Annotated in this window: 27 protein-coding genes, 1 tRNA gene and 1 pseudogene; 17 read left to right on the top strand and 12 right to left on the bottom strand. The window is 67.8% G+C overall.

Annotated features, from left to right (window positions below; all coding sequences use genetic code 11):
• Positions 1-24: 24 nt before the first annotated feature.
• Positions 25-618 (top strand): SAM-dependent methyltransferase, encoded by a 594-nt coding sequence (locus tag L6444_RS28220; RefSeq protein WP_236984470.1) that lies wholly within the window; start codon positions 25-27, stop codon positions 616-618.
• 2 nt (positions 619-620) lie between these two features.
• Entirely contained in the window at positions 621-1,382 is a 762-nt protein-coding gene (locus tag L6444_RS28215; protein WP_236978670.1) for an endonuclease/exonuclease/phosphatase family protein, read from the top strand.
• A gap of 15 nt (positions 1,383-1,397) precedes the next feature.
• On the opposite strand, the gene L6444_RS28210 is transcribed toward L6444_RS28215, so the two are convergent.
• Together L6444_RS28210 and L6444_RS28205 are read right to left on the bottom strand one after the other, a co-directional pair.
• Positions 1,398-1,562: a hypothetical protein gene (locus L6444_RS28210; RefSeq protein ID WP_236978668.1), complete on the bottom strand. Its 165-nt coding sequence runs from the start codon at positions 1,560-1,562 to the stop codon at positions 1,398-1,400.
• A complete protein-coding gene (locus L6444_RS28205) occupies positions 1,559-2,119 on the bottom strand; it encodes a cysteine hydrolase family protein (RefSeq protein WP_236978667.1) in 561 nt (186 codons plus the stop codon). Before L6444_RS28205 ends, L6444_RS28210 begins: the two co-directional genes overlap by 4 nt.
• A 165-nt stretch (positions 2,120-2,284) precedes the next feature.
• Between L6444_RS28205 and L6444_RS28200 the strand changes: the two genes are divergently transcribed.
• From L6444_RS28200 to L6444_RS28180, 5 genes and pseudogenes are all read left to right on the top strand, one after another.
• Positions 2,285-2,560, top strand: coding sequence for a hypothetical protein (locus L6444_RS28200; RefSeq protein ID WP_236978665.1), 276 nt, complete (start codon positions 2,285-2,287; stop codon positions 2,558-2,560).
• A gap of 111 nt (positions 2,561-2,671) precedes the next feature.
• Positions 2,672-2,971, top strand: coding sequence for a DUF4193 domain-containing protein (locus L6444_RS28195; protein ID WP_236978662.1), 300 nt, complete (start codon positions 2,672-2,674; stop codon positions 2,969-2,971).
• A 61-nt stretch (positions 2,972-3,032) separates the two neighbouring features.
• A pseudogene (locus L6444_RS28190) lies at positions 3,033-4,374 on the top strand (cytochrome P450).
• A gap of 118 nt (positions 4,375-4,492) precedes the next feature.
• Positions 4,493-4,648 carry a hypothetical protein gene (locus L6444_RS28185; protein WP_180915734.1) on the top strand — a complete coding sequence of 52 codons (156 nt, stop codon included), beginning with the start codon at positions 4,493-4,495 and terminating at the stop codon, positions 4,646-4,648.
• Positions 4,649-4,793: 145 nt separating this feature from the next.
• Positions 4,794-5,045 (top strand): hypothetical protein, encoded by a 252-nt coding sequence (locus L6444_RS28180; RefSeq protein ID WP_236978660.1) that lies wholly within the window; start codon positions 4,794-4,796, stop codon positions 5,043-5,045.
• Positions 5,046-5,062: 17 nt separating this feature from the next.
• Here L6444_RS28180 and L6444_RS28175 read toward each other — a convergent pair.
• The 4 genes from L6444_RS28175 to ponA2 form a co-directional block, all read right to left on the bottom strand.
• A tRNA-Pro gene (locus tag L6444_RS28175) sits at positions 5,063-5,136 on the bottom strand.
• Between the two features lie 78 nt (positions 5,137-5,214).
• A complete protein-coding gene (cds1, locus tag L6444_RS28170) occupies positions 5,215-6,321 on the bottom strand; it encodes an L-cysteine desulfhydrase Cds1 (RefSeq protein WP_236978658.1) in 1,107 nt (368 codons plus the stop codon).
• A complete protein-coding gene (locus L6444_RS28165; RefSeq protein ID WP_236978656.1) occupies positions 6,318-7,277 on the bottom strand; it encodes a metallophosphoesterase in 960 nt (319 codons plus the stop codon). Before L6444_RS28165 ends, cds1 begins: the two co-directional genes overlap by 4 nt.
• A 57-nt stretch (positions 7,278-7,334) precedes the next feature.
• A complete protein-coding gene (ponA2, locus tag L6444_RS28160) occupies positions 7,335-9,761 on the bottom strand; it encodes a transglycosylase/D,D-transpeptidase PonA2 (protein WP_236978654.1) in 2,427 nt (808 codons plus the stop codon).
• A 28-nt stretch (positions 9,762-9,789) separates the two neighbouring features.
• Here ponA2 and L6444_RS28155 point away from each other — a divergent pair, with 28 nt between their 5' ends.
• Both L6444_RS28155 and L6444_RS28150 read left to right on the top strand, forming a co-directional pair.
• Positions 9,790-10,002: a hypothetical protein gene (locus L6444_RS28155; RefSeq protein ID WP_236978644.1), complete on the top strand. Its 213-nt coding sequence runs from the start codon at positions 9,790-9,792 to the stop codon at positions 10,000-10,002.
• 118 nt (positions 10,003-10,120) lie between these two features.
• Positions 10,121-10,471, top strand: coding sequence for a WhiB family transcriptional regulator (locus tag L6444_RS28150; protein ID WP_236978643.1), 351 nt, complete (start codon positions 10,121-10,123; stop codon positions 10,469-10,471).
• A gap of 510 nt (positions 10,472-10,981) precedes the next feature.
• Here L6444_RS28150 and L6444_RS28145 read toward each other — a convergent pair.
• Both L6444_RS28145 and L6444_RS28140 read right to left on the bottom strand, forming a co-directional pair.
• Positions 10,982-12,115: an ArsA family ATPase gene (locus L6444_RS28145; protein ID WP_370653046.1), complete on the bottom strand. Its 1,134-nt coding sequence runs from the start codon at positions 12,113-12,115 to the stop codon at positions 10,982-10,984.
• 2 nt (positions 12,116-12,117) lie between these two features.
• Complete coding sequence (locus tag L6444_RS28140; RefSeq protein ID WP_236978641.1) at positions 12,118-13,140, bottom strand: ArsA family ATPase; 1,023 nt, start codon at positions 13,138-13,140, stop codon at positions 12,118-12,120.
• 40 nt (positions 13,141-13,180) lie between these two features.
• Here L6444_RS28140 and L6444_RS28135 point away from each other — a divergent pair, with 40 nt between their 5' ends.
• The 3 genes from L6444_RS28135 to L6444_RS28125 are packed head-to-tail and all read left to right on the top strand — an operon-like array spanning position 13,181 to position 14,589.
• Complete coding sequence (locus L6444_RS28135; RefSeq protein WP_099051178.1) at positions 13,181-13,342, top strand: DUF4177 domain-containing protein; 162 nt, start codon at positions 13,181-13,183, stop codon at positions 13,340-13,342.
• Entirely contained in the window at positions 13,339-13,794 is a 456-nt protein-coding gene (locus tag L6444_RS28130) for a RidA family protein (protein WP_236978640.1), read from the top strand. The genes L6444_RS28135 and L6444_RS28130 overlap by 4 nt, the downstream gene beginning before the upstream one ends.
• A gap of 6 nt (positions 13,795-13,800) precedes the next feature.
• Positions 13,801-14,589 (top strand): MBL fold metallo-hydrolase, encoded by a 789-nt coding sequence (locus tag L6444_RS28125; RefSeq protein ID WP_236978639.1) that lies wholly within the window; start codon positions 13,801-13,803, stop codon positions 14,587-14,589.
• Between the two features lie 15 nt (positions 14,590-14,604).
• On the opposite strand, the gene crp is transcribed toward L6444_RS28125, so the two are convergent.
• Positions 14,605-15,279 carry a cAMP-activated global transcriptional regulator CRP gene (gene crp, locus L6444_RS28120; protein ID WP_036362963.1) on the bottom strand — a complete coding sequence of 225 codons (675 nt, stop codon included), beginning with the start codon at positions 15,277-15,279 and terminating at the stop codon, positions 14,605-14,607.
• Positions 15,280-15,387: 108 nt separating this feature from the next.
• A complete protein-coding gene (locus L6444_RS28115; protein ID WP_236978638.1) occupies positions 15,388-15,795 on the bottom strand; it encodes a hypothetical protein in 408 nt (135 codons plus the stop codon).
• 161 nt (positions 15,796-15,956) lie between these two features.
• On the opposite strand from L6444_RS28115, the gene nth reads away from it, so the two are divergent.
• From nth to marP, 4 genes are read left to right on the top strand one after another with little or no spacing between them, the layout of a single operon-like run.
• Positions 15,957-16,637, top strand: coding sequence for an endonuclease III (gene nth / locus L6444_RS28110; RefSeq protein ID WP_236984468.1), 681 nt, complete (start codon positions 15,957-15,959; stop codon positions 16,635-16,637).
• Between the two features lie 47 nt (positions 16,638-16,684).
• A complete protein-coding gene (locus L6444_RS28105; protein WP_236984466.1) occupies positions 16,685-17,269 on the top strand; it encodes a TlpA family protein disulfide reductase in 585 nt (194 codons plus the stop codon).
• Entirely contained in the window at positions 17,256-18,038 is a 783-nt protein-coding gene (locus L6444_RS28100; protein ID WP_236978637.1) for an NUDIX hydrolase, read from the top strand. Before L6444_RS28105 ends, L6444_RS28100 begins: the two co-directional genes overlap by 14 nt.
• Before the next feature lie 5 nt (positions 18,039-18,043).
• Positions 18,044-19,237 carry an acid resistance serine protease MarP gene (gene marP / locus L6444_RS28095; protein ID WP_236984464.1) on the top strand — a complete coding sequence of 398 codons (1,194 nt, stop codon included), beginning with the start codon at positions 18,044-18,046 and terminating at the stop codon, positions 19,235-19,237.
• Here the strand turns inward: marP and L6444_RS28090 are convergent.
• Positions 19,230-20,186, bottom strand: a complete 957-nt coding sequence (locus tag L6444_RS28090; protein WP_236978636.1) for an alpha/beta fold hydrolase — start codon at positions 20,184-20,186, stop codon at positions 19,230-19,232. The genes marP and L6444_RS28090 overlap by 8 nt on opposite strands.
• A complete protein-coding gene (locus L6444_RS28085; RefSeq protein ID WP_236978634.1) occupies positions 20,187-20,705 on the bottom strand; it encodes a phage holin family protein in 519 nt (172 codons plus the stop codon).
• Positions 20,706-20,985: 280 nt separating this feature from the next.
• Here L6444_RS28085 and L6444_RS28080 point away from each other — a divergent pair, with 280 nt between their 5' ends.
• Entirely contained in the window at positions 20,986-21,657 is a 672-nt protein-coding gene (locus tag L6444_RS28080) for a S1 family peptidase (protein WP_236984461.1), read from the top strand.
• The last annotated feature ends 5 nt before the right edge of the window (positions 21,658-21,662 follow it).

Raw genomic sequence — 21,662 nt, 5'->3', positions numbered from 1 at the left:
TTGCCAGATGCGTACTTCGACAGGATGTACGCCGACGCCCAGGATCCGTGGCAGTTGTCCTCGCGTTGGTACGAGCAACGCAAGTACGCGATCACCGTGGCCCTGCTACCGCGCAGCCGGTACCGGCACGCTTTCGAGCCGGGCTGCTCGATCGGTGCGCTGACCACGCTGCTGGCCGCCCGCTGCGAGCGGATCACCGCCGTGGACGTGGCCGAGGCGGCCGTAACCGGTGCCGACGCCCGGCTACGCGAGCACGGCTGCCGCGACCGGGTGAGCCTGTCCCGCGGATCGCTGGACGAGCGGTGGCCGGCCGGCCCGTTCGACCTGGTGGTGCTCAGCGAGGTCGCGTACTACCTGAATGCCGACACCCTGGCGACGGTGTTGCGCCGGGAGTGCCCTCGGTTGGCGCCGGGCGCCACCGTGATCGCCGCGCACTGGCGCCATCCCGTCGCCGACTATCCATTGACCGGTGACGCCGCCCACGCCGTCATCGCGGCGACACCGGGGCTCGAGCCGCTGGGCTGTTACCGCGACGACGACGTCGTCATCGAGGTGTTCGACACCGGCGACGCCAGGTCGGTGGCGGCGCGGGAAGAGGTGCCGGGAGCGCGGGCCTAGCCATGCGAGTGGCGACCTTCAACATCCTGCACGGACGCACCGTCGGCGACGGAGTCGACCCGCAGCGGCTGCGCGACTGCGTGCGGCGACTCGATCCCGACGTGCTGGCACTGCAGGAGGTCGACCTCGACCAGCCCCGCTCCGGGCACGCGGACTTGACCGCGGCGGCAGCCGAAGCGATGGGCGCCGTCGAGCACCGGTTCGTGGCCGCGATCTCGGGCACGCCGGGGGCCACCTGGATGGCGGCGACGGGTCGCGAACAACCCGGGACCGCCGCCTACGGGATCGCGTTGCTGTCCCGGTTCCCCGCGACCAGTTGGCAGGTGGTCCGGTTCCCCCGGATCCCGATTCGGTTTCCGATGTATCTGCCCGGCCCGAACAGGGTGCTGATCGTGGACGAGGAGCCGCGGGCGGCGGTGATCGCCCGGCTGCAGACTCCGTTGGGGCCGCTGACCGTGGCCAACACCCATCTGTCCTTTGTGCCCGGCTGGAATTTGCGCCAGCTGCGGCGCCTGACCCGCGACCTGCGCGGGCTGCCCGGGCCGCGACTGCTGATCGGCGATCTCAACCTCACTCCCGCGGCGGTGCACCGCTGGTCGGGGATGCGCGCGCTGGCCACGGCGCCGACCTTTCCGGCCGCCGCACCCCAGCGGCAACTCGATCACATCCTGACCGACGACCCGGATCTGCACGGCGTTGCCGCGACCGCGGAGTTGATGCCGATCTCCGATCACCGGGCCCTGGTCACCGAGGTGCGCCGGTAGTCGTCGGGGCGGTGGTCACCGATCCTTGCTGCGCGCCTCCGCGCCGGTCTCGCCGGCGTCGAAGTCGTCGTCGGCCGCGGTGCGTCCCACGTATTCGCCGTCGTCGCCACGGCCCGCGCGCGAGTTGGCGGTGTGCTCGTCGGCCTCCACGTCGGATTCGGCTTTCTTGCGTTCGGTCATCGGGGTTGCCTTTCTTGTTTCGCAAAGCAGCGGGCGGCGGGCAGCAACTCCGCACTCATGTTGCGTTCCATCATCTTCAGTGCGGCCGACCCCAGCTCCTCGTCGATATGGGCGACCGCGTCGGGCGGGACCACGACCTCGTAGTGACGCAGATAACCGTCCAGTGCGCTGTAGAGGATGCACTGCTCGGTGACCTGACCGGCCAGCACGATGCGCTTGGTGTCGAGACGATGCAGCAGGTAGTCCAACGCGGTGGAGTAGAACACGCTGTGCCGGACCTTGGTGATGAGCGGGCAGTCGGGCGTGGGCACCAGTGGTTCGATCAGCTCGGGGTGCTTCCCCTGCAGGGCGTTGTCGATGATGGCCCCACGGTCGGCGGTGAAATCGCCGAGGTTGTCGTTGACGTAGATGAGGTCGACGGCAGCATTGTCCTTGGCGTTCTCGATCAGCCCGAGCAGCGGGTCGATGACGCGGGCCGCACTGTGGGCCAGCTCGTCGGCGTCCTCATGGCGGTAATCGTTGAACATGTCGATAACTAGCAGCGCAGTGTCGCTCACAGCACGAAGCTATACCCGCTATCCGCCGTCTCATCGCGGCTGGGTTTAACCGGTCCGATGAATCGGGTAGCCCTAGCGGGTCGCGAGCAAATTGCCGCGTGAGTCAACAGTATCCATAGGCTACAGTAGCCAGGTGCTGATGACGGGTTCGCTGGGGGAGTGACAATGGGACACATCGCAACCGACACGGCCGTCCACGGGCCGGTCCCGAGCAGCGAATCCGAGGTACCGACGGTGACGCTGCCCGGCCTCGCCGCGGCCGGGGTCTGGGCCGTCGGCTTGATAGTCGGCGTAGTCGCGTTGCTCACCGGGCACCTGCTGGTGGCCGGCGTCGCGCTGGTGCTGGCCATCATGGCGCCATGGTTCGGCATGGCTTGGGTGTCGCGCGGCCGCAGCCGCGAATCGAATGGCTGGTCCGCCGTGCACGCTCCTGCGCGGTAATCGCGAATTGTTCGATCTGCCGGGTGTGATTCGGTTTCGAACGGGGTACTTCCTGCGCCAACGGGCCACCGCGAGGTGCGTAACCCGGTCACTCAGCAGGAAGGAACCCCCATGCCGACCGTCAGTGATTACGACGCCCGCCGGGTGACCGAGGCCGACGCCGCAGACAAAAGCGCCCTCCGCGAGCTGGGCCCGCTGCCGAAGCTGGCCACCGCCGTCATCGACGATGACCCCAACGAATCTCCGTTCTTCGAACTGCCCGGCGCCGATCTGTCCGGAGAGGAACTGTCGGTGGTGGTGATTCCGCAGCGATCCGACGAGTTCACCTGCTCGTGCTGCTTCCTGGTGCAGCACCGTAACCGGCTGCGCGTCTCCGGCGGCGGGCGCCAGATCTGCGCAGACTGCGCCTGATCGGTCGCCGCACGCCCGCCGGTTGTTGACCTGACCCGCCCGGCCGTGTTGGGTCGGGAGGGTGGCAGCTCCGCCGGCTTCTCCACCCGGGTTACCCGCTCCCCGCCGGCTGCGCAGCCTCTTCGCGGCCGCCTACGCGCTCGCCTACCTGGTGGGTGGCGAGCGACGAATGTTGCGGCTGATCCGCCGGTACGGGCCGATCATGACGATGCCGATCCTCAGTTTGGGGGACGTCGCCATCGTCTCGGACCCGGCGCTGGCCAAGGAAGTGTTCACCGCATCCACCGACGTGTTACTCGGGGGCGAGGGGGTGGGGCCGGCCGCCGCTATCTACGGGTCCGGCTCGATGTTCGTGCAAGAGGAGCCCGAACACCTGCGGCGTCGCCGACTGTTGACGCCGCCGCTGCACGGCACCGCGCTCAACGGCTACGTGCCGATCATCGAGGCGTGCACGCGGGCTGCGATGCGGGACTGGCCCGTCGACCGCCCGTTCGAAATGCTGCATGCGGCAAGGGCATTGATGCTCGACGTGATCGTGCGGGTGACCTTCGGTGCCGAAGATCCCGACGAAGTACGACGGCTGGGGCAGCCCTTCGAAAGACTGCTGAACCTCGGTGTGTCAGAGCAATTGACGGTTCGCTATGCGCTGCGCGGACTCGGCACCCTGCGGGTGTGGCCGTCGCGCGCCCGGGCCAACCGCGAAATCGACGCCGTCGTGCTGCCGCTCATCGCCGCGCGGCGCCGCCGCGACCCCGATCCGGTATCGCGACGCGACATCCTCTCGCTGCTGGTCAACGCTCGCGGCGAAGACGGAGAAGGGTTGTCGGACAGCCAGATTCGCGACGATCTGGTCACCCTGATGCTGGCCGGTCACGAGACCACCGCGACCACGCTGGCCTGGATCTTCGATCTGCTGCTGCATCACCCCGACGCGCTGCGGCGGGTGCGCGAGGAGGCATTGAGCGGCGACGAGGCGTTCACCACCGCGGTGATCGACGAGACGCTACGGGTGCGTCCGCCGGCGCCGCTGACAGCGCGGGTTGCCGCGAAACCCTTTCCGATCGGCGGATATACGGTCGCGGCCGGAACGCGCATCGTCGTGCACATCATCGCCATCAACCGCAACCCGGCCGTCTACCAGAGCCCGCTCGAGTTCCGGCCGGAGCGCTTTCTCGGGATCCGCACCCCAGAGCTACGCCTGGGTACCGTTCGGCGGCGGCGTCAAACGCTGCCTGGGCGCGGCGTTTTCGATGCGTGAGCTGATCACCGTGCTGCAGGTGCTGCTGCGCGAGGGCGAGTTCAGCGCCGTGGACGCCGCGCCGGAGCGGATCGTGCGGCGATCCATCATGCTGGCGCCGCGCCGCGGCACCAGAGTGCGGTTCCGGCCGCGCGCGGCGAGCTAGAACTCGGCCTCGGATCCTCGCAGAATCTGCCGCGAAAATTCGCGATTGGAGCTTCGAACAGTGGGGTATTCACACCTCGTTCGATCAATTCGACAGCGTTCAACAGAAGGGGCGCGACGTGATTATCCTGGGCATTGTTCTGCTGGTGGTGGGCTATTTCACCGGCATCAGCATTCTGTACACGATTGGTGGCATCCTGCTGCTCGTCGGCGTGGTGTTGTGGATCCTGGGCGCGGTCGGGCGCCCCGTTGGCGGTCGCAGGGTCTGGTACTAGCGCTGTTAGCAGGGCCGATGCGGGCCGGGGGTTTTCTCCCCCGGCCCGCATCGGCTTTTTCGATCGCGAGTACGTTTAGAAAGCTTTGAGCGATTTCCAAGCGGCGGTTGGGACCGTCAATTGTTGACGGAAGGAAATTGCCGAAATGACCAGAGCCATCAGCGGATCGCCGACCGCCCCGGGAGCGACGCCGGAACCCGCGACCAATATCTATGCCTCGACGGCATTCGTGTTCTCCATGATCGGCGCGGTCGGCCTCAGCGTGATCTGTGCGATCACCGCGCTGGTCCAGATCAAGAATCCCGGCGAGGGGCGCGGCCAAGCCGTCGCGGGCCTGCTGATCTCGGCGGCCTGGGTGGCCGCGCTGTCGGTGCTGGTCTGGCGGCATGCGCTGTGACCTGCTGAGAAACTGAGTCGGGGTGGCGGGATTCGAACCCACGGCCTCTTCGTCCCGAACGAAGCGCGCTACCAAGCTGCGCCACACCCCGCTTGAAGCCTCGACAGCGTATCGCACCGCCCCCGCGCGCCGCCAAACGCGTGGTCCCGGGGGCGAGAGGGGGCACGGGCTATGCCCAGCGGCCGGAACGCTCGAACTCGGCCAGTGTCTGCGCCGGACCGCTCGGATCGATGCCTTGGGCGGCCACCCAGTCGTCGTCGAAGTAAGTGTCGGCGTAGCGGTCGCCGCTGTCGGCCAGCAGCGTCACCACCGATCCGCTACGGCCGTCGGCGACCATCTCGGCGAGCAGTTGGAACGCGCCGCACAGGTTGGTGCCGGTGGACGGCCCCACCCGGCGCCCCAGCACCGCGCTGACATGACGGGAAGCCGCGATCGAGGCCGCGTCGGGCACCGAGACCATCCTGTCGACCACCGACGGCAGGAACGACGGCTCGACCCGCGGCCGGCCGATCCCCTCGATCCGCGAAGACGCGCCGGTGACGATGTCGTAGCGCCCCTCGGCGAACGCCGGAAAGAACGCCGAATTCTCCGGGTCGACGACGCACAGCCGGGTCGCGTGCCGCCGGTAGCGGATATAGCGGCCGATCGTGGCGCTGGTGCCGCCGGTACCCGCCCCCACCACGATCCAAGCCGGAATCGGATGTGTCTCGTCGCGCATCTGCAGATAGATCGACTCGGCGATGTTGTTGTTGCCCCGCCAATCGGTGGCGCGCTCGGCGTTGGTGAACTGGTCCAGATAATGCCCGCCGGTCTCCGCGGCGACCCGCGCCGCCTCGGCGTAGACCTCGCCCGAGTGCTCCACGAAATGGCAACGGCCGCCCTGGGATTCGATCAGTCCGACCTTGGCGGCGCTGGTTGCCGACGGCATCACCGCGACGAACGGCAGACCCAGCAGCGCCGCGAAATAAGCCTCGGACACCGCCGTGGAACCCGAAGACGCCTCGACCACCGTGGTGCCCTCGTCGATCCACCCGTTGCACAGCGCGTACAGAAACAGCGACCGGGCCAGCCGGTGCTTGAGACTGCCGGTGATATGCGTCGTCTCGTCTTTGAGATACAACGCCACTCCGCAGTCGTGACCCCACGCCGAGGGCAGCGGGTAGCGCAGCAGATGGGTGTCGGCGCTACGCCGAGCGTCCGCCTCGATCAGCCGAATCGCGTTGTCGGCCCAATCGCGGGACCGAGTGCGAACCGCGACCCGAGCCCGATCGGTCAACGCACCGACATGGTGGGCTGCGAGCGCCCCAGGTTGCTGGTCGCGTCCCGGCCACCCATCGGGGTGGCGATCAACGTCAGCAGGGTGGCCTCGGGGCGGCAGCAGAACCGCACCGGGGCGAACGGTGACGTGCCGAGGCCGGCGGAGACGTGCAGCCGCATGTTCGCACCCCACTGCGACGGACCCTTGGCCCGGGAACGGTCCAGGCCGCAATTGGTCACCAGCGCCCCGTAGAACGGCAGGCACAGCTGCCCGCCGTGGGTGTGCCCCGCCATCACCAACTGGTAGCCGTCGGCGGCGAAGCGGTCCAGCACCCGCGGTTCGGGCGAGTGCACCAACCCGAGCTTCAGGTTGGCGGCGGGGCTGGCCGGGCCGGCGATGGTGTCGTAGCGGTCCCGGTCGATGTGTGGGTCGTCGACGCCCGCCGCGGCGATGTGCAGGCCGGCCACCTCGAACTCGCGCCGGGTATGCGTCATGTCCAGCCAGCCGCGCTCGGTGAATGCCGCCCGCAGGTCCTGCCAGGGCAGTGGCTCACCCTTGACCCGGTGGTCGGGGTTGGTCAGGTAGTTCGCCGGGTTCTTCAGCCGTGGGCCGAAGTAGTCGTTGCTGCCGAAGACGAACACACCGGGCCGGGACAGCAGATCACCCAGCGCCTGCACCACCGCGGGAACCGCCTTGGGGTGGGCCAGGTTGTCGCCGGTGTTGACCACCAGATCGGGCTCCCAGCCGGCCAGCTCACGCAACCAGGCCTGTTTCCGGCGCTGGTTGGGCGTCATGTGCAGGTCGCTGACATGCAGCACCCGCAGTGGCGTGGAACCCGGGCTCAGGACCGGGATCGTCACCTCGCGCAGCACGAACGCGTTGCGCTCCACTATCGAGGCGTAACCGATTCCGGCAACCGCCGATCCGGCCAGTGCGGCGCCGGTGCGTAACAAGACGGGCAGTACATCAGCCATGCAGGCAGGATACTGCCGGTCACCGCGTCGAGGCGCGTTTCCCGCGTCGAACAGGGATTACGGAGGCGGCGGCGCCGGTGGCGGCGGGGCCAGCAGCGGAATGGTGATGGGCGGCAGGCCGGGTATCTCCACGACCTGCGATCCGACCACCTCCGGCGGCAGACCCTCCGGCGGTGGCGGCGGTGGCGGCGGGATGCCGTTGCTGATCTGGATGGTGATGATCGAACCGGGGATCGTCTGGCCGCTGGGCGAGGTCCCGACGACTTCGCCGTACTTGGCGCTGCTGTTGACCGAGTTCGGCTGGTCGGCGACCCGGAAGCCGGCGTCCCGCAGCCGCTGGCGGGCCTGCTCGAGGTCGAGGCCGGCCACGCTGGGCACCCGGCCGGCCGGCGAACCCTCCACGTACCGCGGATCGGTGGGCGGCAGGTGGACTTCACCGAAGTTGTTCGCGATCGGCTGCAGCGCGGTGAACCAGGTGCGCGCCGGCTCGTTACCGCCGTACAGGTCGCCGCTGCCGCAGTGCCGCAGCGGGGCGGAGCACAGATCGGTCGGCGACGGCGAGTCGTCGTAGATGTAGTTGGCGGCCGCGTAGCGGTTGGTGAATCCGACGAAGCCCGACGAGCGGTGCGCCTCGGTGGTGCCCGTCTTCCCGGACATCGGCAGATTCCAGCCGGCCGCACCGGCCGAGCCCGCCGCCGTGCCACCACCCACCGCGTCCTTGCTCATCGCGTTGGCCAGCGTGTTCGCCAGCCCCTCGGGCACCACCTGCTCGCAGGTCTCGGTGGTGACGGACACCTCGTTGCCGTTGCGGTCGATCAGCTTGTCGATCGGGTTGGGCGGGCACCACATGCCACCGGAGGCCAGCGTCGCTGCCACGTTGGACAGTTCCAGCGCGTTGACCTCGATGGGGCCCAGGGTGAATGAGCCGATGTTCTGGCGCTTGACGAAGTCGGCCAGGCTCTCGTTGCTGTCCGGGTTGTAGTCGCGTGCGGTGCCGGGGTTGGCGTAGGACCGCAGGCCCAGCTTGATGGCCATGTCGACCGCGGGCGATACGCCGATCTGCGAGATCAGCTTGGCGAACGCGGTGTTGGGCGACGTGGCCAGCGCCTCGGTCACGTTCATCGAGCCGCGATAGTTGCCGGCGTTGACCACGCACCAGGTGTCCTTCGGGCATCCTTTGGCGCCACCGCTACCCAGCCCCTTGGCCTGGAACCGCCCGGGCACTTCGAGGTTGGTGTTGATGCCCATCCCCATATCCATGGCCGCGGCCGTGGTGAACAACTTGAAGATGGACCCGGCGCCGTCGCCGACCAGCGAGAAGGGCTGGGGGCGCATGGTTTCGCCGGCCTCGGTGTCCAGACCGTATTTACGGTTGCTGGCCATCGCCACCACCTTGTGCGAGGTCTTGCCCGGCAGGATCACGCTCATCACGCTCGAGATGCCGCTCAGGGTGGGTGGGGCGAACTTGTCGATGGCCGCTTTCACCGGAATCTGGACGTCGGGATCCAGCGTGGTGCGGATCAGGTAGCCGCCCCTGGCCACCTGCTCCTTACTGATCCCGGCGCGCGACAGGTACTCCTGGACGTAGTCGCAGAAGAACGCGCGATCGCCGGCCGCGATGCAGCCCCGGGGCAACTCGTTGGGCTGCGGCAGCACCCCCAGCGGCTGGGCCTTGGCCGCCCGCAGCGCGTCGGCCTGGTCGGGGATGTTCTCGATCATGGTGTCCAGCACCAGGTTGCGCCGGGCCAGCGCGCCTTCGGGGTTGGTGTACGGGTTCAAGGTGCTGGTCGACTGCACCATGCCGGCCAGCAGTGCGGCCTGCTGCCAGTTCAGGTCGATGGCGTTGACGCCGAAGTAGGTCTGCGCCGCGTCCTGAATTCCGAAGGAGTTGTTGCCGAAGGACACCAGGTTGAGGTAGCGGGTCAGGATCTCCGGTTTGGTGAAGGTTTTGTCCAGCGTGAGCGCCATCCGGATCTCGCGCAGTTTACGCGCGGGCGTGGTCTCCACGGCCGCGCGTTTCTCCGCGTCGGTCTGCGCGGTGACGAGCAGTTGGTAGTTCTTGATGTACTGCTGCTCGATCGTGGAGCCGCCGCGGGTGCCGGTGTCGCCGGACGCATAGCCGGCCAGCCCGGTCAGCGTGCCTTTCCAGTCCACGCCGTTGTGATCGGCGAACCGCTTGTCCTCGATGGACACGATCGCCAGCTTCATGGTGTTGGCGATCTTGTCCGACGGCACTTCGAAGCGGCGCTGGGAGTACAGCCAGGCGATGACGTTGCCCTTGGCGTCGACCATCGTCGACACGGCAGGGACCTGGCCCTCGAGGAGCTGCGCCGAGCCGTTGGCGACGACCTCGGAGGCCCGGTTGGACATCAAGCCCACCCCGCCGGCAAATGGAAACATCAGCGCGGTGGCGACGACGCTGGCCAGCAGACAGCACCCTGCCAGCTTCGCCAGCGTGAGTGCGACCGGGGGGCGCTCGGACATGCGTACTACAGTAGCGGCCCTTCGTCACGTGCCCACGCCGCGCGGGTGGAAAAAAATTCTTCAGCAGGTGTTGAACAGGTTTGCCGCCGAGGTGGTCGTCGCGGTCGCGCCGATGGCACAGGTCAGGGCCACAAAAAGGGACGAGTTGGATCGTTTTGCCCGGCTGGCCGACCGAAGACGGGACGGTTGTGCCAGAAAAAGCGTTATCGTACTGTTGCGCAATTGGCGCTCGACCACCTAACTTATATACGCAGTGAGATTCAGGTAACAGCGATGCGCGCGGAGTGTCTCAAATCGCACCTTGGCTGGTACCCGAGGAGGGCGGTCGCCGCTAGCGACCGAAAGGAAGGGATCAGCTCGTGTCAGGAACAAGCCCGGGCGCACGCAAGACGAACTTAACGTCCACCGGCAACCTGCTGCGCAGCGTCGAGGCGGACGACCGCATTGCCTGGGTATCGCAGGCGTTGTGCCGGACGACCGATCCCGACGAACTCTTCGTACGAGGCGCCGCGCAGCGCAAGGCCGCGGTCATCTGCCGGCACTGCCCGGTCATGCAGGAATGCGGTGCTGACGCCCTGGACAACAAGGTCGAATTCGGCGTCTGGGGCGGGATGACCGAGCGTCAGCGCCGGGCTCTGCTCAAGCAGCACCCCGAGGTTGTCTCGTGGTCGGACTACTTCGACAAGCGCAAGCGGCGCAGCATCATCTGACAACCGGTCTGAACCCCCGGCGGGCAACCCCGTTCATCATTTCATTTCCGTTACAGCATGCCTCGGAGTCGGCGTGCTATGACGCTGTTTTCGCAGCTCAGTAGGCATTTTTTGGCTTGCTGACCGATGCGCCGTTATTGGGCGCCGTTGAACCAGCGTCGAATAACGCTGCGGTGAGGCCATATCGTCGCAGCTCGCCGGGTATGCGGAGCGGCTCCCCGTGACCGCGGCGACGAAACGCGGCTCGGCCGGTCAGGCCCGTCCCCGGCAGGATGCCGACCCTAGGCGGGGCGCTCAGCTAGCGGAGTCGGACGACGTTCGGCCTGGCGTATTCATCATTACATTTCTATTACACGATAGCCCAGCAAACTAACCGGGATCCGCTGTTTACGCAGGTCAGGGCGCTATTTACCGGGGTGAACGGGCACGGCGACGGCCGTTACCATTGCATCGGCGTCAAATAACGCGGGTAGTCAGACCCATCACCGCAGGTGAAACCGATTTCGGGAGTTAGCCGACCGACGTGATCTGGTCGGCCAGGGCGCGCAACGCATCCAGATCCGACACGTCGAACGGCAGTGACGGCACGCCGATGACGGGAACGTGCGGGTTGGCGCCGGTGAACCGGGACAACAGCCGGACCTCCCGCTTTGCTGTCTGCGCGCGGTCGGCATGGATCTGCAGCACTGCGGCGGCCAAGGATGCCGTCTCCGAATCGTCGGCCTCCAGCTTCTCGACGGCGTCAATGGCCCGCTCGACCGGCAACGAGCACAGCGTCGGGTGGGTACGGTTCAGCACCAGTCCCGCCAGCGGCATACCTTCCTGAGACAGCCGGTCGACAAAGAACGACGCTTCGCGAAGCGCGTCGGGCTCCGCGGCCGACACCACCACGAATTGGGTGCCGCGGCGCTTGAGCAATGAGTAGGTGCGTTCGGCCTTCTCGCGGAAGCCGCCGAAGGTGGCGTCCAGGGACTGCACGAACGCCGCGGCGTCGCCGAGCATCTGCGAGCCCAGAATTGTCGACATCGCCTTCATCGCCAACCCCATCGCCCCGGTCACCAGGCGGCCGATGCCCCGGCCGGGCGCCAGCAGCAGTCGCCACAGCCGGCTGTCCATGAAGCTGCCCAGCCGTTTGGGAGCGTCCAGGAAGTCCAGCGCGTTGCGCGACGGCGGGGTGTCCACCACCACCAGGTCCCAGCGGTCCTGAGCCAGCAACTGCCCCAGTTTCTCCATGGCCATGTACTCTTGCGTGCCGGCCAGTGACGTGGCGACGGTCTGATAGAACTGATTGTCCAGAATCGATTGCGCCCGATCGGATCCCGAGTACTGCACCACCATCTCGTCGAACGTGCGGCGCATGTCGAGCATCATCGCGTGCAGCTCGCCGGGCACCTCCGGAGCCAACGGCACCCGTTGTGGCGTATTGCCAAGGTCGTTGACGCCCAACGCTTGTGCGAGTCGCTTGGCCGGGTCGATGGTCAAAACGACCACGGTGCGGCCGTATTCGGCCGCCCGCAGCGCGATCGCCGCCGCGGTCGTGGTCTTACCGACGCCGCCCGCGCCGCAGCACACCACCACACGATTGGACGTGTCGGCCAGAAGTGCTGCCATGTCAAGGGTTTCGGGTTTATGCGGGTGCGTCATGTTCATCGAACCCCTTGCTGTGCAAGCACTTCGGAAAGTTCATACAGGCTGCCCAGGTCGACGCCGTCGGCGATGGTCGGCAACTCCAGCCGTGGCACCTGCAGCGCGTCGAGCTGTTGCGCGGTCTCGGCGCGGGCAGCTATCCGGGTGGCGTGCTCGATGGTCTCGGTCAGCAGACCGGCGAAATCGTCGTCGTCGAGTTCGATGCCGGCGGTGGCCAGCCCGGCGCGCACCGAGTCCGCGTCCACGACCCCCTCGGCGGCCTTGGCCAAGTCCCCGGCGTCGAGAAACGCGGGAATGTTGCGGTTCACGATCACGCTCCCGATCGGCAGCTGCATCTCGGCGAGTTCCTCGATGGCTTCCAGCGTTTCCTGCACCGGCAGCGCTTCCAGCAGCGTCACCAGGTGGATGGCGGTCTGGTCGGAGTGCAGCAGCTTCACCACACCCTCGGCCTGCGAGTGCACCGGGCCCCCTTTGGCCAGGTCCGAAACCGCTTTGGTGACATCCAGGAACCTGGCGATGCGACCGGTGGGCGGCGCATCGACGACGATCGCGTCGTACAGCGGCCGTTTGTTCTTGTCGAGCCGGATCACCGTCTCCTTGATCTTGCCGGTGAGCAGCACGTCACGCAGGCCGGGTGCGATCGTCGTCGCGAACTCGATGGCGCCGATCCGGCGCATCGCGCGACCCGCCAGGCCCAGGTTGTAGAACATGTCCAGGTACTCCAGGAATGCCGCCTCGAGCTCGATCGCCAGCGCGTTGACCTGGCCGCCGCGTTCGGCCGTGGCGATCTTGACTTCCTGGTAGGGCAGCGGCGGCACGTCGAAGAGTTGCGCAATGCCTTGGCGCCCTTCGACTTCCACCAACAACACCTTGCGGCCGCCCGCGGCCAGGGTCAGTGCCAGCGCTGCCGCGATCGTCGACTTCCCGGTGCCGCCCTTGCCGGTGACGAAATGGAGGCGGGCCTTGGACAACCGCGACGGCCACCCGACGGAGCTACCGCCGCTCGATGTGTTTGCCACCATCGCATGCTAGCCCTACCGGTTTGGCCGATAAGCTCGCGGCATGACCCAACCCACCACATGGGAGTACGCCACGGTTCCGCTGCTCACCCACGCCACCAAACAGATCCTCGATCAGTGGGGCGCCGACGGCTGGGAACTGGTGTCGGTGCTGCCCGGACCCACCGGCGAACAGCACGTCGCCTATCTGAAGCGCCCTAAGTGAGCGCCAAAGCCCGGCTGCACGAACTCGGCCTGGAACTGCCGCAGGTGGTCGCACCGCTGGCGGCCTATGTTCCCGCCGTGCGCACCGGCAACCTCGTCTACACCGCGGGCCAGTTGCCGTTCGTGGACGGCAAGCTGACCGGCACCGGCAAGGTCGGCGCCGGCGTGGCCCCCGATGTCGGCAAGTCGCTGGCACGCACCTGCGCGCTCAACGCGTTGGCCGCCGTCGATGCGCTGGTCGGTCTCGACGCGGTGACCCAAGTGGTCAAGGTGGTCGGATTCGTCGCCTCCGCGCCGGGCTTCCACGGCCAGCCGGGCGTCGTCAACGGGGCCTCCGAGTTGCTGGCCGAAGTGTTCGGCGACGCCGGCAAGCACGCGCGCTCGGCCGTCGGTGTGGCCGAACTGCCGCTGGACGCGCCGGTGGAGGTGGAGCTCATCGTGGAGGTCGGTTAGCGGCCGATGCCCGACACGACAGCGCTCACCCATCCCGCCTACGGTCAGCTGCGCCCCGTCACCGACACCGTCTCGGTGCTGCTGTGCGACAACCCCGGGCTGATGACGCTGGAGGGCACCAACACCTGGGTGTTGCGCGGCCCGCGCAGCGACGAGCTGGTGATCGTGGATCCCGGCCCCGACGACGACGAGCACATTGCCCGGGTTGCCGCGCTGGGCCGCATCACCCTGGTGCTGATCAGCCATCGTCACGTCGACCACACCGACGGCATCGACAAGCTGGTCGACTTGACCGGGGCAACGGTGCGCTCGGCAGGCAGCGGTTTCCTGCGCGGACTCGGCGGCCACCTGATCGACGGTGAAGTGATCGACGCCGCCGGAGTGAAGATCAAGGTGATGTCCACCCCCGGGCACACCGCCGACTCGTTGTCGTTCGTGCTCGAGGATGCGGTCCTGACCGCCGACACTGTGCTGGGTCGCGGCACCACCGTGATGGACAAAGAAGACGGCAACCTGACCGCGTATCTGGAATCGCTGCACCGGTTGCGCGGGCTGGGCGCCCGAGCGGTATTACCCGGGCACGGGCCGGAGCTGCCCGATCTGGAAGCCGTCGCGCAGGGATACCTGGCGCATCGGCAGGAGCGGCTGGAGCAGGTGCGCGCCGCCCTGCGCGAACTCGGCGAGGACGCCGGTGCGCGGCAGGTGGTCGAGCACGTCTACACCGACGTCGACGAGAAACTGTGGGACGCCGCCGAATGGTCGGTGCAGGTGCAGCTGGACCACCTGCGCGGCTGAGCAGGGCTCGACGGGTCAGCGAGCCCGGCGGGCCAGTCGCTCCGAGTCCGAGATGAGCACGCTCTTGCCCTCCAGGCGAATCCAGCCGCGGTGCGCGAAGTCGGCCAGCGCCTTGTTCACCGTCTCCCGCGACGCGCCCACCAGCTGGGCGATCTCCTCCTGGGTCAGGTCGTGGGTCACCCGCATCGCGCCACCCTCCTGGGTGCCGAACCGCTGAGCGAGCTGCAACAGCTGCTTGGCCACCCGGCCCGGCACGTCGGTGAAGATCAGGTCAGCCAGGTTGTTGTTGGTACGGCGCAGCCGGCGGGCCAGCACGCGTAACAGCTGCTCGGCGATCTCCGGGCGGTCGGCGATCCAGGCCCGCAGCGCATCACGGTCCATCGAAACCGCGCGTACCTCGGTGATCGTCGTCGCGCTGGACGTCCGGGGACCCGGGTCGAAGATGGACAGCTCGCCGAACATGTCCGACGGGCCCATGATGGTGAGCAGGTTCTCTCGGCCGTCCGGTGAGCGGCGACCGATCTTCACCTTGCCGGCGACGATGATGTACAGCCGGTCGCCCGGCTCGCCTTCAGCGAAAACCGTGTGTCCGCGGGGGAAATCAACGGGCTGCAGCTGCTTGGTCAACGCAGCGACTGCGCTGGGTTCAACCCCTTGGAAGATTCCTGCCCTTGCCAGGATCTCGTCCACGTTGCCTCTTCTTGCCTGTTCAGGTTCTAACGAAGTTGATATGGGCAGGCCAACCTGTGACGGTCGACACGAGTCTAAAGGTAGGCCAAACGGCGCGACCTGCCAACGCTACACACGATTGACGTGTCGAGTCACCGTAACCTGTGCGTTGGCCCGGTAAATCGACTCGAAGCCGGCCGCGTGCCGGGCGGACGCGCCCGATTCGATACGTCCGACGTATTCGACGGCAAACAATGTCTCGGCGTGATGGCGACCGGTCAGCTGCTTGGGCCGCGGGGCCGCCGCCAAACCCAGCGCCTGGCGGCGGTGCAGGTACTCCAGCGCCTCGGGCATGCCCTCCCGTGCCAGCGTGCGCATGTCGACTGCGTCTGCCTGGTCCAGAAAATCGGCGACGTCGGTGGCCGTCACGCTGCCCTCGGCGAGCATCTTCTCCAAGCGCCCGAGCCCGAGCGTCGCGAGCATCAGCAACCCCGGAATGCAGGCCACCAGCAACCACAACACAAGGAGAGTAAACACTGCGAAGGTCTCAGCGAGATTACGAAATCAGTACTCTGTCGTAGGTGACAGCGGCGAAATCATCCGGGCGTTCCAAAACCAAGCCCGTCCCGCCCGGTCCGGTGCTCGCCAAGCGCTTCGCGACCGAGACCCACGCCGGTTTGGTGCGCCGGGCACGGCGGATGAATCGCGCACTGGCGCAAGCCTTTCCACACGTCTACTGCGAACTGGACTTCACCTCGCCGCTGGAACTGGCCGTGGCCACCATCCTGTCCGCGCAGAGCACCGACAAAAGGGTCAATCTGACGACGCCGGCGCTGTTCGCCCGCTACCGCACGGCCCTGGATTACGCGCAGGCCGACCGCGAGGAACTCGAGGCGCTGATCCGTCCCACCGGCTTCTACCGCAACAAGGCGTCGTCGCTGATCGGGCTGGGCCAAGCGCTCGTCGAGCGGTTCGACGGCGAAGTCCCCAAGACCATGGAAGAACTGGTGACACTGCCGGGCGTCGGCCGCAAGACCGCCAACGTGATCCTGGGCAACGCGTTCGGCATTCCCGGCATCACCGTCGACACCCACTTCGGCAGACTGGTGCGGCGGTGGCGGTGGACCGCAGCAGAGGACCCGGTCAAGGTGGAGCACGCTGTCGGTGAACTCATCGAGCGCAAAGAATGGACGCTGCTCAGCCACCGCGTGATCTTCCACGGTCGCCGCGTCTGCCACGCCCGCAAACCCGCGTGCGGGGTGTGCGTGCTGGCCAAGGACTGCCCGTCCTTCGGGCTGGGACCCACCGAACCGCTGCTGGCCGCGCCCCTGGTCAACGGCCCGGAAACCGACCATCTGCTGGCCCTGGCCGGGCTTTGACACCCAGAGTCCGCTGGACCGTCGCGATACTGGCGGTGGCCGCCGCGATGGTGGCGGCCCTGGTGGCCCAACTGCGGGACGACACCACGCCGTCCGGGACCCCGGCGCCTGCCCTGCGTGAACACCGCGACGACGACACCCCCGCGGCGCTGGCCGGCCCGCGCCAGCGCGCCGGGCTGCCGCCCTGTCCCGCCCCCGGCAGCGGGGACGGGCCGCCGGCACTGCGCGGCGTGGTAGTGGAGTGTGCGGCCGACGGCGCTCCCGTCGACGTGGCGAAAGCGCTGGCCGGGCGCCGCGTGGTGGTCAATTTGTGGGCGTATTGGTGTGGGCCGTGCACTGCCGAACTGCCCGCCATGGCCGAATATCAACGGCGGGCCGGGGACGACGTGCTGGTGCTGACGGTGCACCAGGACGAGAACGAGACGGCCGCGCTGCTCCGGTTGGCCGAGCTCGGCGTTCGGTTGCCGACGCTGCAGGACGGCCGCCGCCGGGTGGCGTCCGCGCTGCGGATGGTTAACGTGATGCCCGCGACGGTGGTGCTGCGGCCAGACGGTAGCGTTGCGAAAACCCTGCCGCGGGCTTTCGACAGTGCAGACGAGATCGCGGCCGCGGTAGGAGATGGCGCGGGTTAGGAGGGAGGCGCCGGTGACCGCAGCGATTCCCCTGACTCCGGACGTGGGCCCGCCGTGGCTTCGGCCCCTCGTCGACAACGTCGACCAGATCCCCGACGCGTACCGCCGCCGCCTGCCGGCCGACGTTCTCGCCATGGTGACCGCGGCCAGATCGGTGTCGTCGCTGCGCCGCACCGGCCGGGACGCCGCCGTGCTGGTGCTCTTCTCCGGACCGCACCACACCCCTGCCGAGACCGGCGTACCCGACGACGCCGACCTGCTGCTCACCGTGCGGGCCTCCACGCTGCGCCACCACGCCGGGCAGGCGGCCTTCCCCGGCGGCGCATCGGATCCCGGTGACGACGGTCCCGTCGCGACCGCGCTGCGGGAAGCGCGTGAGGAGACCGGGATCGACGTCACCCGACTGCATGCGCTGGCCACCATGGAACGGACGTTCATCGCGCCGTCGAACTTCCACGTCGTCCCGGTGCTGGCGTACTCGCCGGATCCCGGGCCGGTCACCGTTGTCAACGACGCCGAGACCGCGATCGTGGCGCGGGTCCCGGTGCGCGCGTTCATCAACCCGGAGAATCGGCTGATGGTCTACCGCGGCACGTTGGGCAAGCGCTGGGCCGGGCCGGCGTTTCTGCTGAACCAGATGCTGGTGTGGGGCTTCACCGGGCAGGTGATCTCCGCGATGCTCGACGTCGCGGGCTGGTCCCAGCCGTGGGATACCGACGACCTGCGCGAGCTGGATGACGCGATGGTGCTGGTCGGTGACGACCGATGAACTCGATGACCCCGTCGCAGTGGCTCGACATCGCGGTGCTGGCGGTGGCCTTCATCGCCGCGATCTCCGGATGGCGGTCCGGCGCACTGGGTTCCATGCTGTCGTTCGCGGGGGTGGTGCTCGGCGGTATGGCCGGGGTGTTGCTGGTGCCGCACCTGGTCGGCCACATCTCGGCGCCGCGCGCCAAACTGTTCGCCGCGCTGTTCGTGATCCTGGCCCTGGTGGTGGTCGGCGAGGTCGCCGGCGTGGTGCTGGGCCGGGCCGTGCGCAGTGCGATCCGCAACCGGCCGGTCCGCCTGGTCGACTCGGTGATCGGGGTGGGGCTGCAGCTCGTGGTGGTGCTCACGGCGGCCTGGCTGCTGGCGACACCGCTGACCCAGTCCAAAGATCAGCCGGAGCTGGCCGCCGCGGTCCGTGGCTCGCGGGTGCTCGCCGAAGTCAACGAGGTGGCCCCGACCTGGCTGAAGACGGTGCCCAAGCGGCTTTCGGCGCTGCTCAACATCTCCGGTCTGCCGGCGGTGCTGCCGCCGTTCAGCCGAACCCCGATCATTCCGGTCGCTTCGCCGGATCCGGCGCTGGCCAACAACCCGGTGGTCGCCACCGTCGCGCCCAGCGTCGTCAAGATCCGCAGCATGGCGCCGAGCTGCCAGAAGATCTTGGAGGGCACCGGCTTCGTGATCGCTCCGGAGCGGGTGATGACTAACGCGCACGTGGTGGCCGGATCCAACAATGTCTCGCTGCAGGTGGCGGGCAAGGATTACAACGCCACCGTGGTGTCCTACGACCCTCAGGTGGACATCGCCATACTCGCCGTGCCGGGACTGCCGTCGGCGCCACTCGAGTTCGCCACCGCCCCGGCCAAGACCGGCACCGACGTGGTTGTCCTCGGTTACCCGGGCGGCGGCAACTTCACTGCCACCCCGGCCCGGATCCGGGAGATCATCAAGCTCAGCGGACCCGACATCTACCACAGCCCGCAGCAGGTGACCCGCGACGTCTACACGATCAGAGCCAATGTGGAACAAGGAGATTCGGGCGGGCCGCTGATCGACCTGAACGGTCGCGTGCTCGGCGTGGTGTTCGGCGCCGCGGTCGACGACGCCGACACCGGCTTCGTGTTGACCGCCGAGGAAGTGAACAGTCAGCTGACCAAGATCGGCGCCACCCAGCAGGTCAACACCGGCGCCTGCGTCACCTGACCCGCTGCTGATCGAGGAACCTCATCAGGTGCCGGTTGATCTCCTGCGGAGCCTCTTCGTGGCTGAAATGCCCGGCGCCGGCCACAGATATATAGCGTCCGTGCGGCGCGTAGCGCTGGGTCCCCTCGACGGGCGCGGCCAGCACGTAGGGGTCGGCGTCGCCGCGAATGTGCAGCAGCGGCACGCCGAGGGGTGCCACGGTCGACTTGATGAAACGGTGGCCTTCGGTGCGCAGCTGGCTGCGCACCGCCCACCGCTGATACTCCAGCGCACAATGCGCGGCCCCCGGGATCCGGATGGCCTGGCGCAGGTAGTCGACGGATTGCGAAAAATCCTCGGAGGCAACCCATTTGGCACTGCTGCGGCTACGCACCAGCCGTTCGATCTCGGCGCCGTTGTTCCTGGTCAGTAGCCGCTCGGGAAACAGCGGCGTCTGGTAACGCAGCAGTGTGGGCAGCAGCGCGCGACCCTGGTCGCGGCGGGTCAGCGTGGCTCGCCGCAATGCGGCCGGGTGCGGCGAACTGACCAGGGCGATGGCGCGGACCAGCCGCGAATGCAGCAGCGCGGTGGCCCAGCAGGCCAGCCCGCCGTCGGCGTGGCCGATCAGCGTCGCCGAGGAATGCCCGAGCGCGCGGATCAACCCGGCGGTGTCGCCGGCCAGCGTCCAGCCGTCATAGCCGCGCGGCGGTTTGTCGCTGCCGCCGTAGCCGCGCAGGTCGACCGCGACCACCCGGGCCCCGCGCAACTCCCGCAACTGGTGGCGCCAGGAATACCAGAACGAGCCGAACCCGTGCAGCAGGATGACCAGCGGCCGCGCGGTGGCCGGCACACCAGCCTCCACATCGTCGGCAACAGCCTCGACGACATGGAACCGGATACCGTTGGCGTGCACGTCCAGATGGCGCCAAGGCCCGCCGATGCGGACCATCGACGGATCTGGAGCCGGCATCTACCAACCCGAGGGATCGGTGGGTGTCTTGTCCGAGGTGATCGCCGGGACGTTCGAGGTCGACGGCGTCTTGTCGTGACCCGGCGTGAACGCGCTGGGCAATTCCTTCACCGATTCGATGGTCTTGCTCGGCCCCCGGATCCGGCGCACCTTCAGGAAGCCCAGCAGTGCCAGCACCGCGGTGACCACGACCATGATCGCGAAGACGATCAGGAACGCCACCCAGCGCCACAGCCAGGTGTCGAGCAGTTCGGCCAGGAAGAAGAACAGAAAGAAGGTGGAGTAGAACAGGACGACCAGCGCGGAGATGAAGAAGACGCTGCCGGTCAGGCCTTTCTTCACGTCCCGGGTGATCTCGGCGCGGGCCAACTCGACCTCGGCGCGCACCAGCGTCGACATCTGCGTGGTCGCATCCTTGATCAGGTCGCCCACCGTCGGCTCACCGGCCCGGGCGTGCGGGTCGGCCAGCGGGATCGTGGTCAGCGTGTTGGGCACACCGTTCTTATCGGGTTTGCTCACAGACGGTCCTCTCCGTTTCACGCCTTCGTCCAGCGCCCCACCGGCGCGCCGCGTCGCCGCTTATGTTGCCATGTGAACCGTTGCCGGACGAGGCCAGCCGAACCGTCCGTGAACGACGCCGGATCGGCCCGCGAACTGAGGTTGTCGGCTGCTCGGAACGGCCCCGGCCGCCATGGGACGATCCTCTACACTGACGCACTGGTCTCCGAACTTTCTCCAGGTTCAAAATCCCGACGGGAGTAATACTTTGCCGAAGGCGCCTAGCGGCCCCGTACCCGCCATCGCGGCCGTCCTGGCCGTGTTCCTGGGCCTGCTGCTGGCGCCGGCCGGCACCGCCAACGCCGACGAGAAGGTGCCGCTGGGTGGTGGCGCGGGCATCGTCGTCAACACCGGCACGCTGTGCACGCTGACCGCGATCGGCCACGACAATCGTGGTGACCTGATCGGTTTCACCTCGGCGCACTGCGGCGGCCCGGGCGCTCCCGTCGCTGCCGAGGACGCCGAGAACCGGGGTCCGGTGGGCACCATGGTCGCCGGCAACGACAGCCTCGACTACGCGGTCATCAAGTTCGACCCGGCCAAGGTGACGCCGGTGGCCAACCTGAACGGCTTCGCCATCAACGGCATCGGACCCGACCCGACGTTCGGACAGGTCGCCTGCAAGCAGGGCCGCACCACCGGTAACTCGTGCGGCGTGACCTGGGGACCCGGCCAGGACCCGGGCACCATCCTGATGCAGGTGTGCGGTGGGCCCGGCGACTCCGGGGCGCCGGTCACGGTGGACAGCCAGCTGGTCGGCATGATCCACGGCGCCTTCAGCGACAGCCTGCCCAGCTGCATCACCAAATACATTCCGCTGCACACGCCGGCGGTGGTGATGTCGATCAACGCCGACCTGGCCGACATCGTCGCCAAGAACCGGCCCGGCTCCGGTTTCGTGCCGATTTCCTGACGCGC

The organism is Mycobacterium kiyosense (assembly GCA_021654635.1).
GTDB lineage: Bacteria > Actinomycetota > Actinomycetes > Mycobacteriales > Mycobacteriaceae > Mycobacterium > Mycobacterium kiyosense.
Note: the sequence above shows the minus strand (reverse complement) of the source record. Positions and strands in the feature narration are given on the sequence as shown.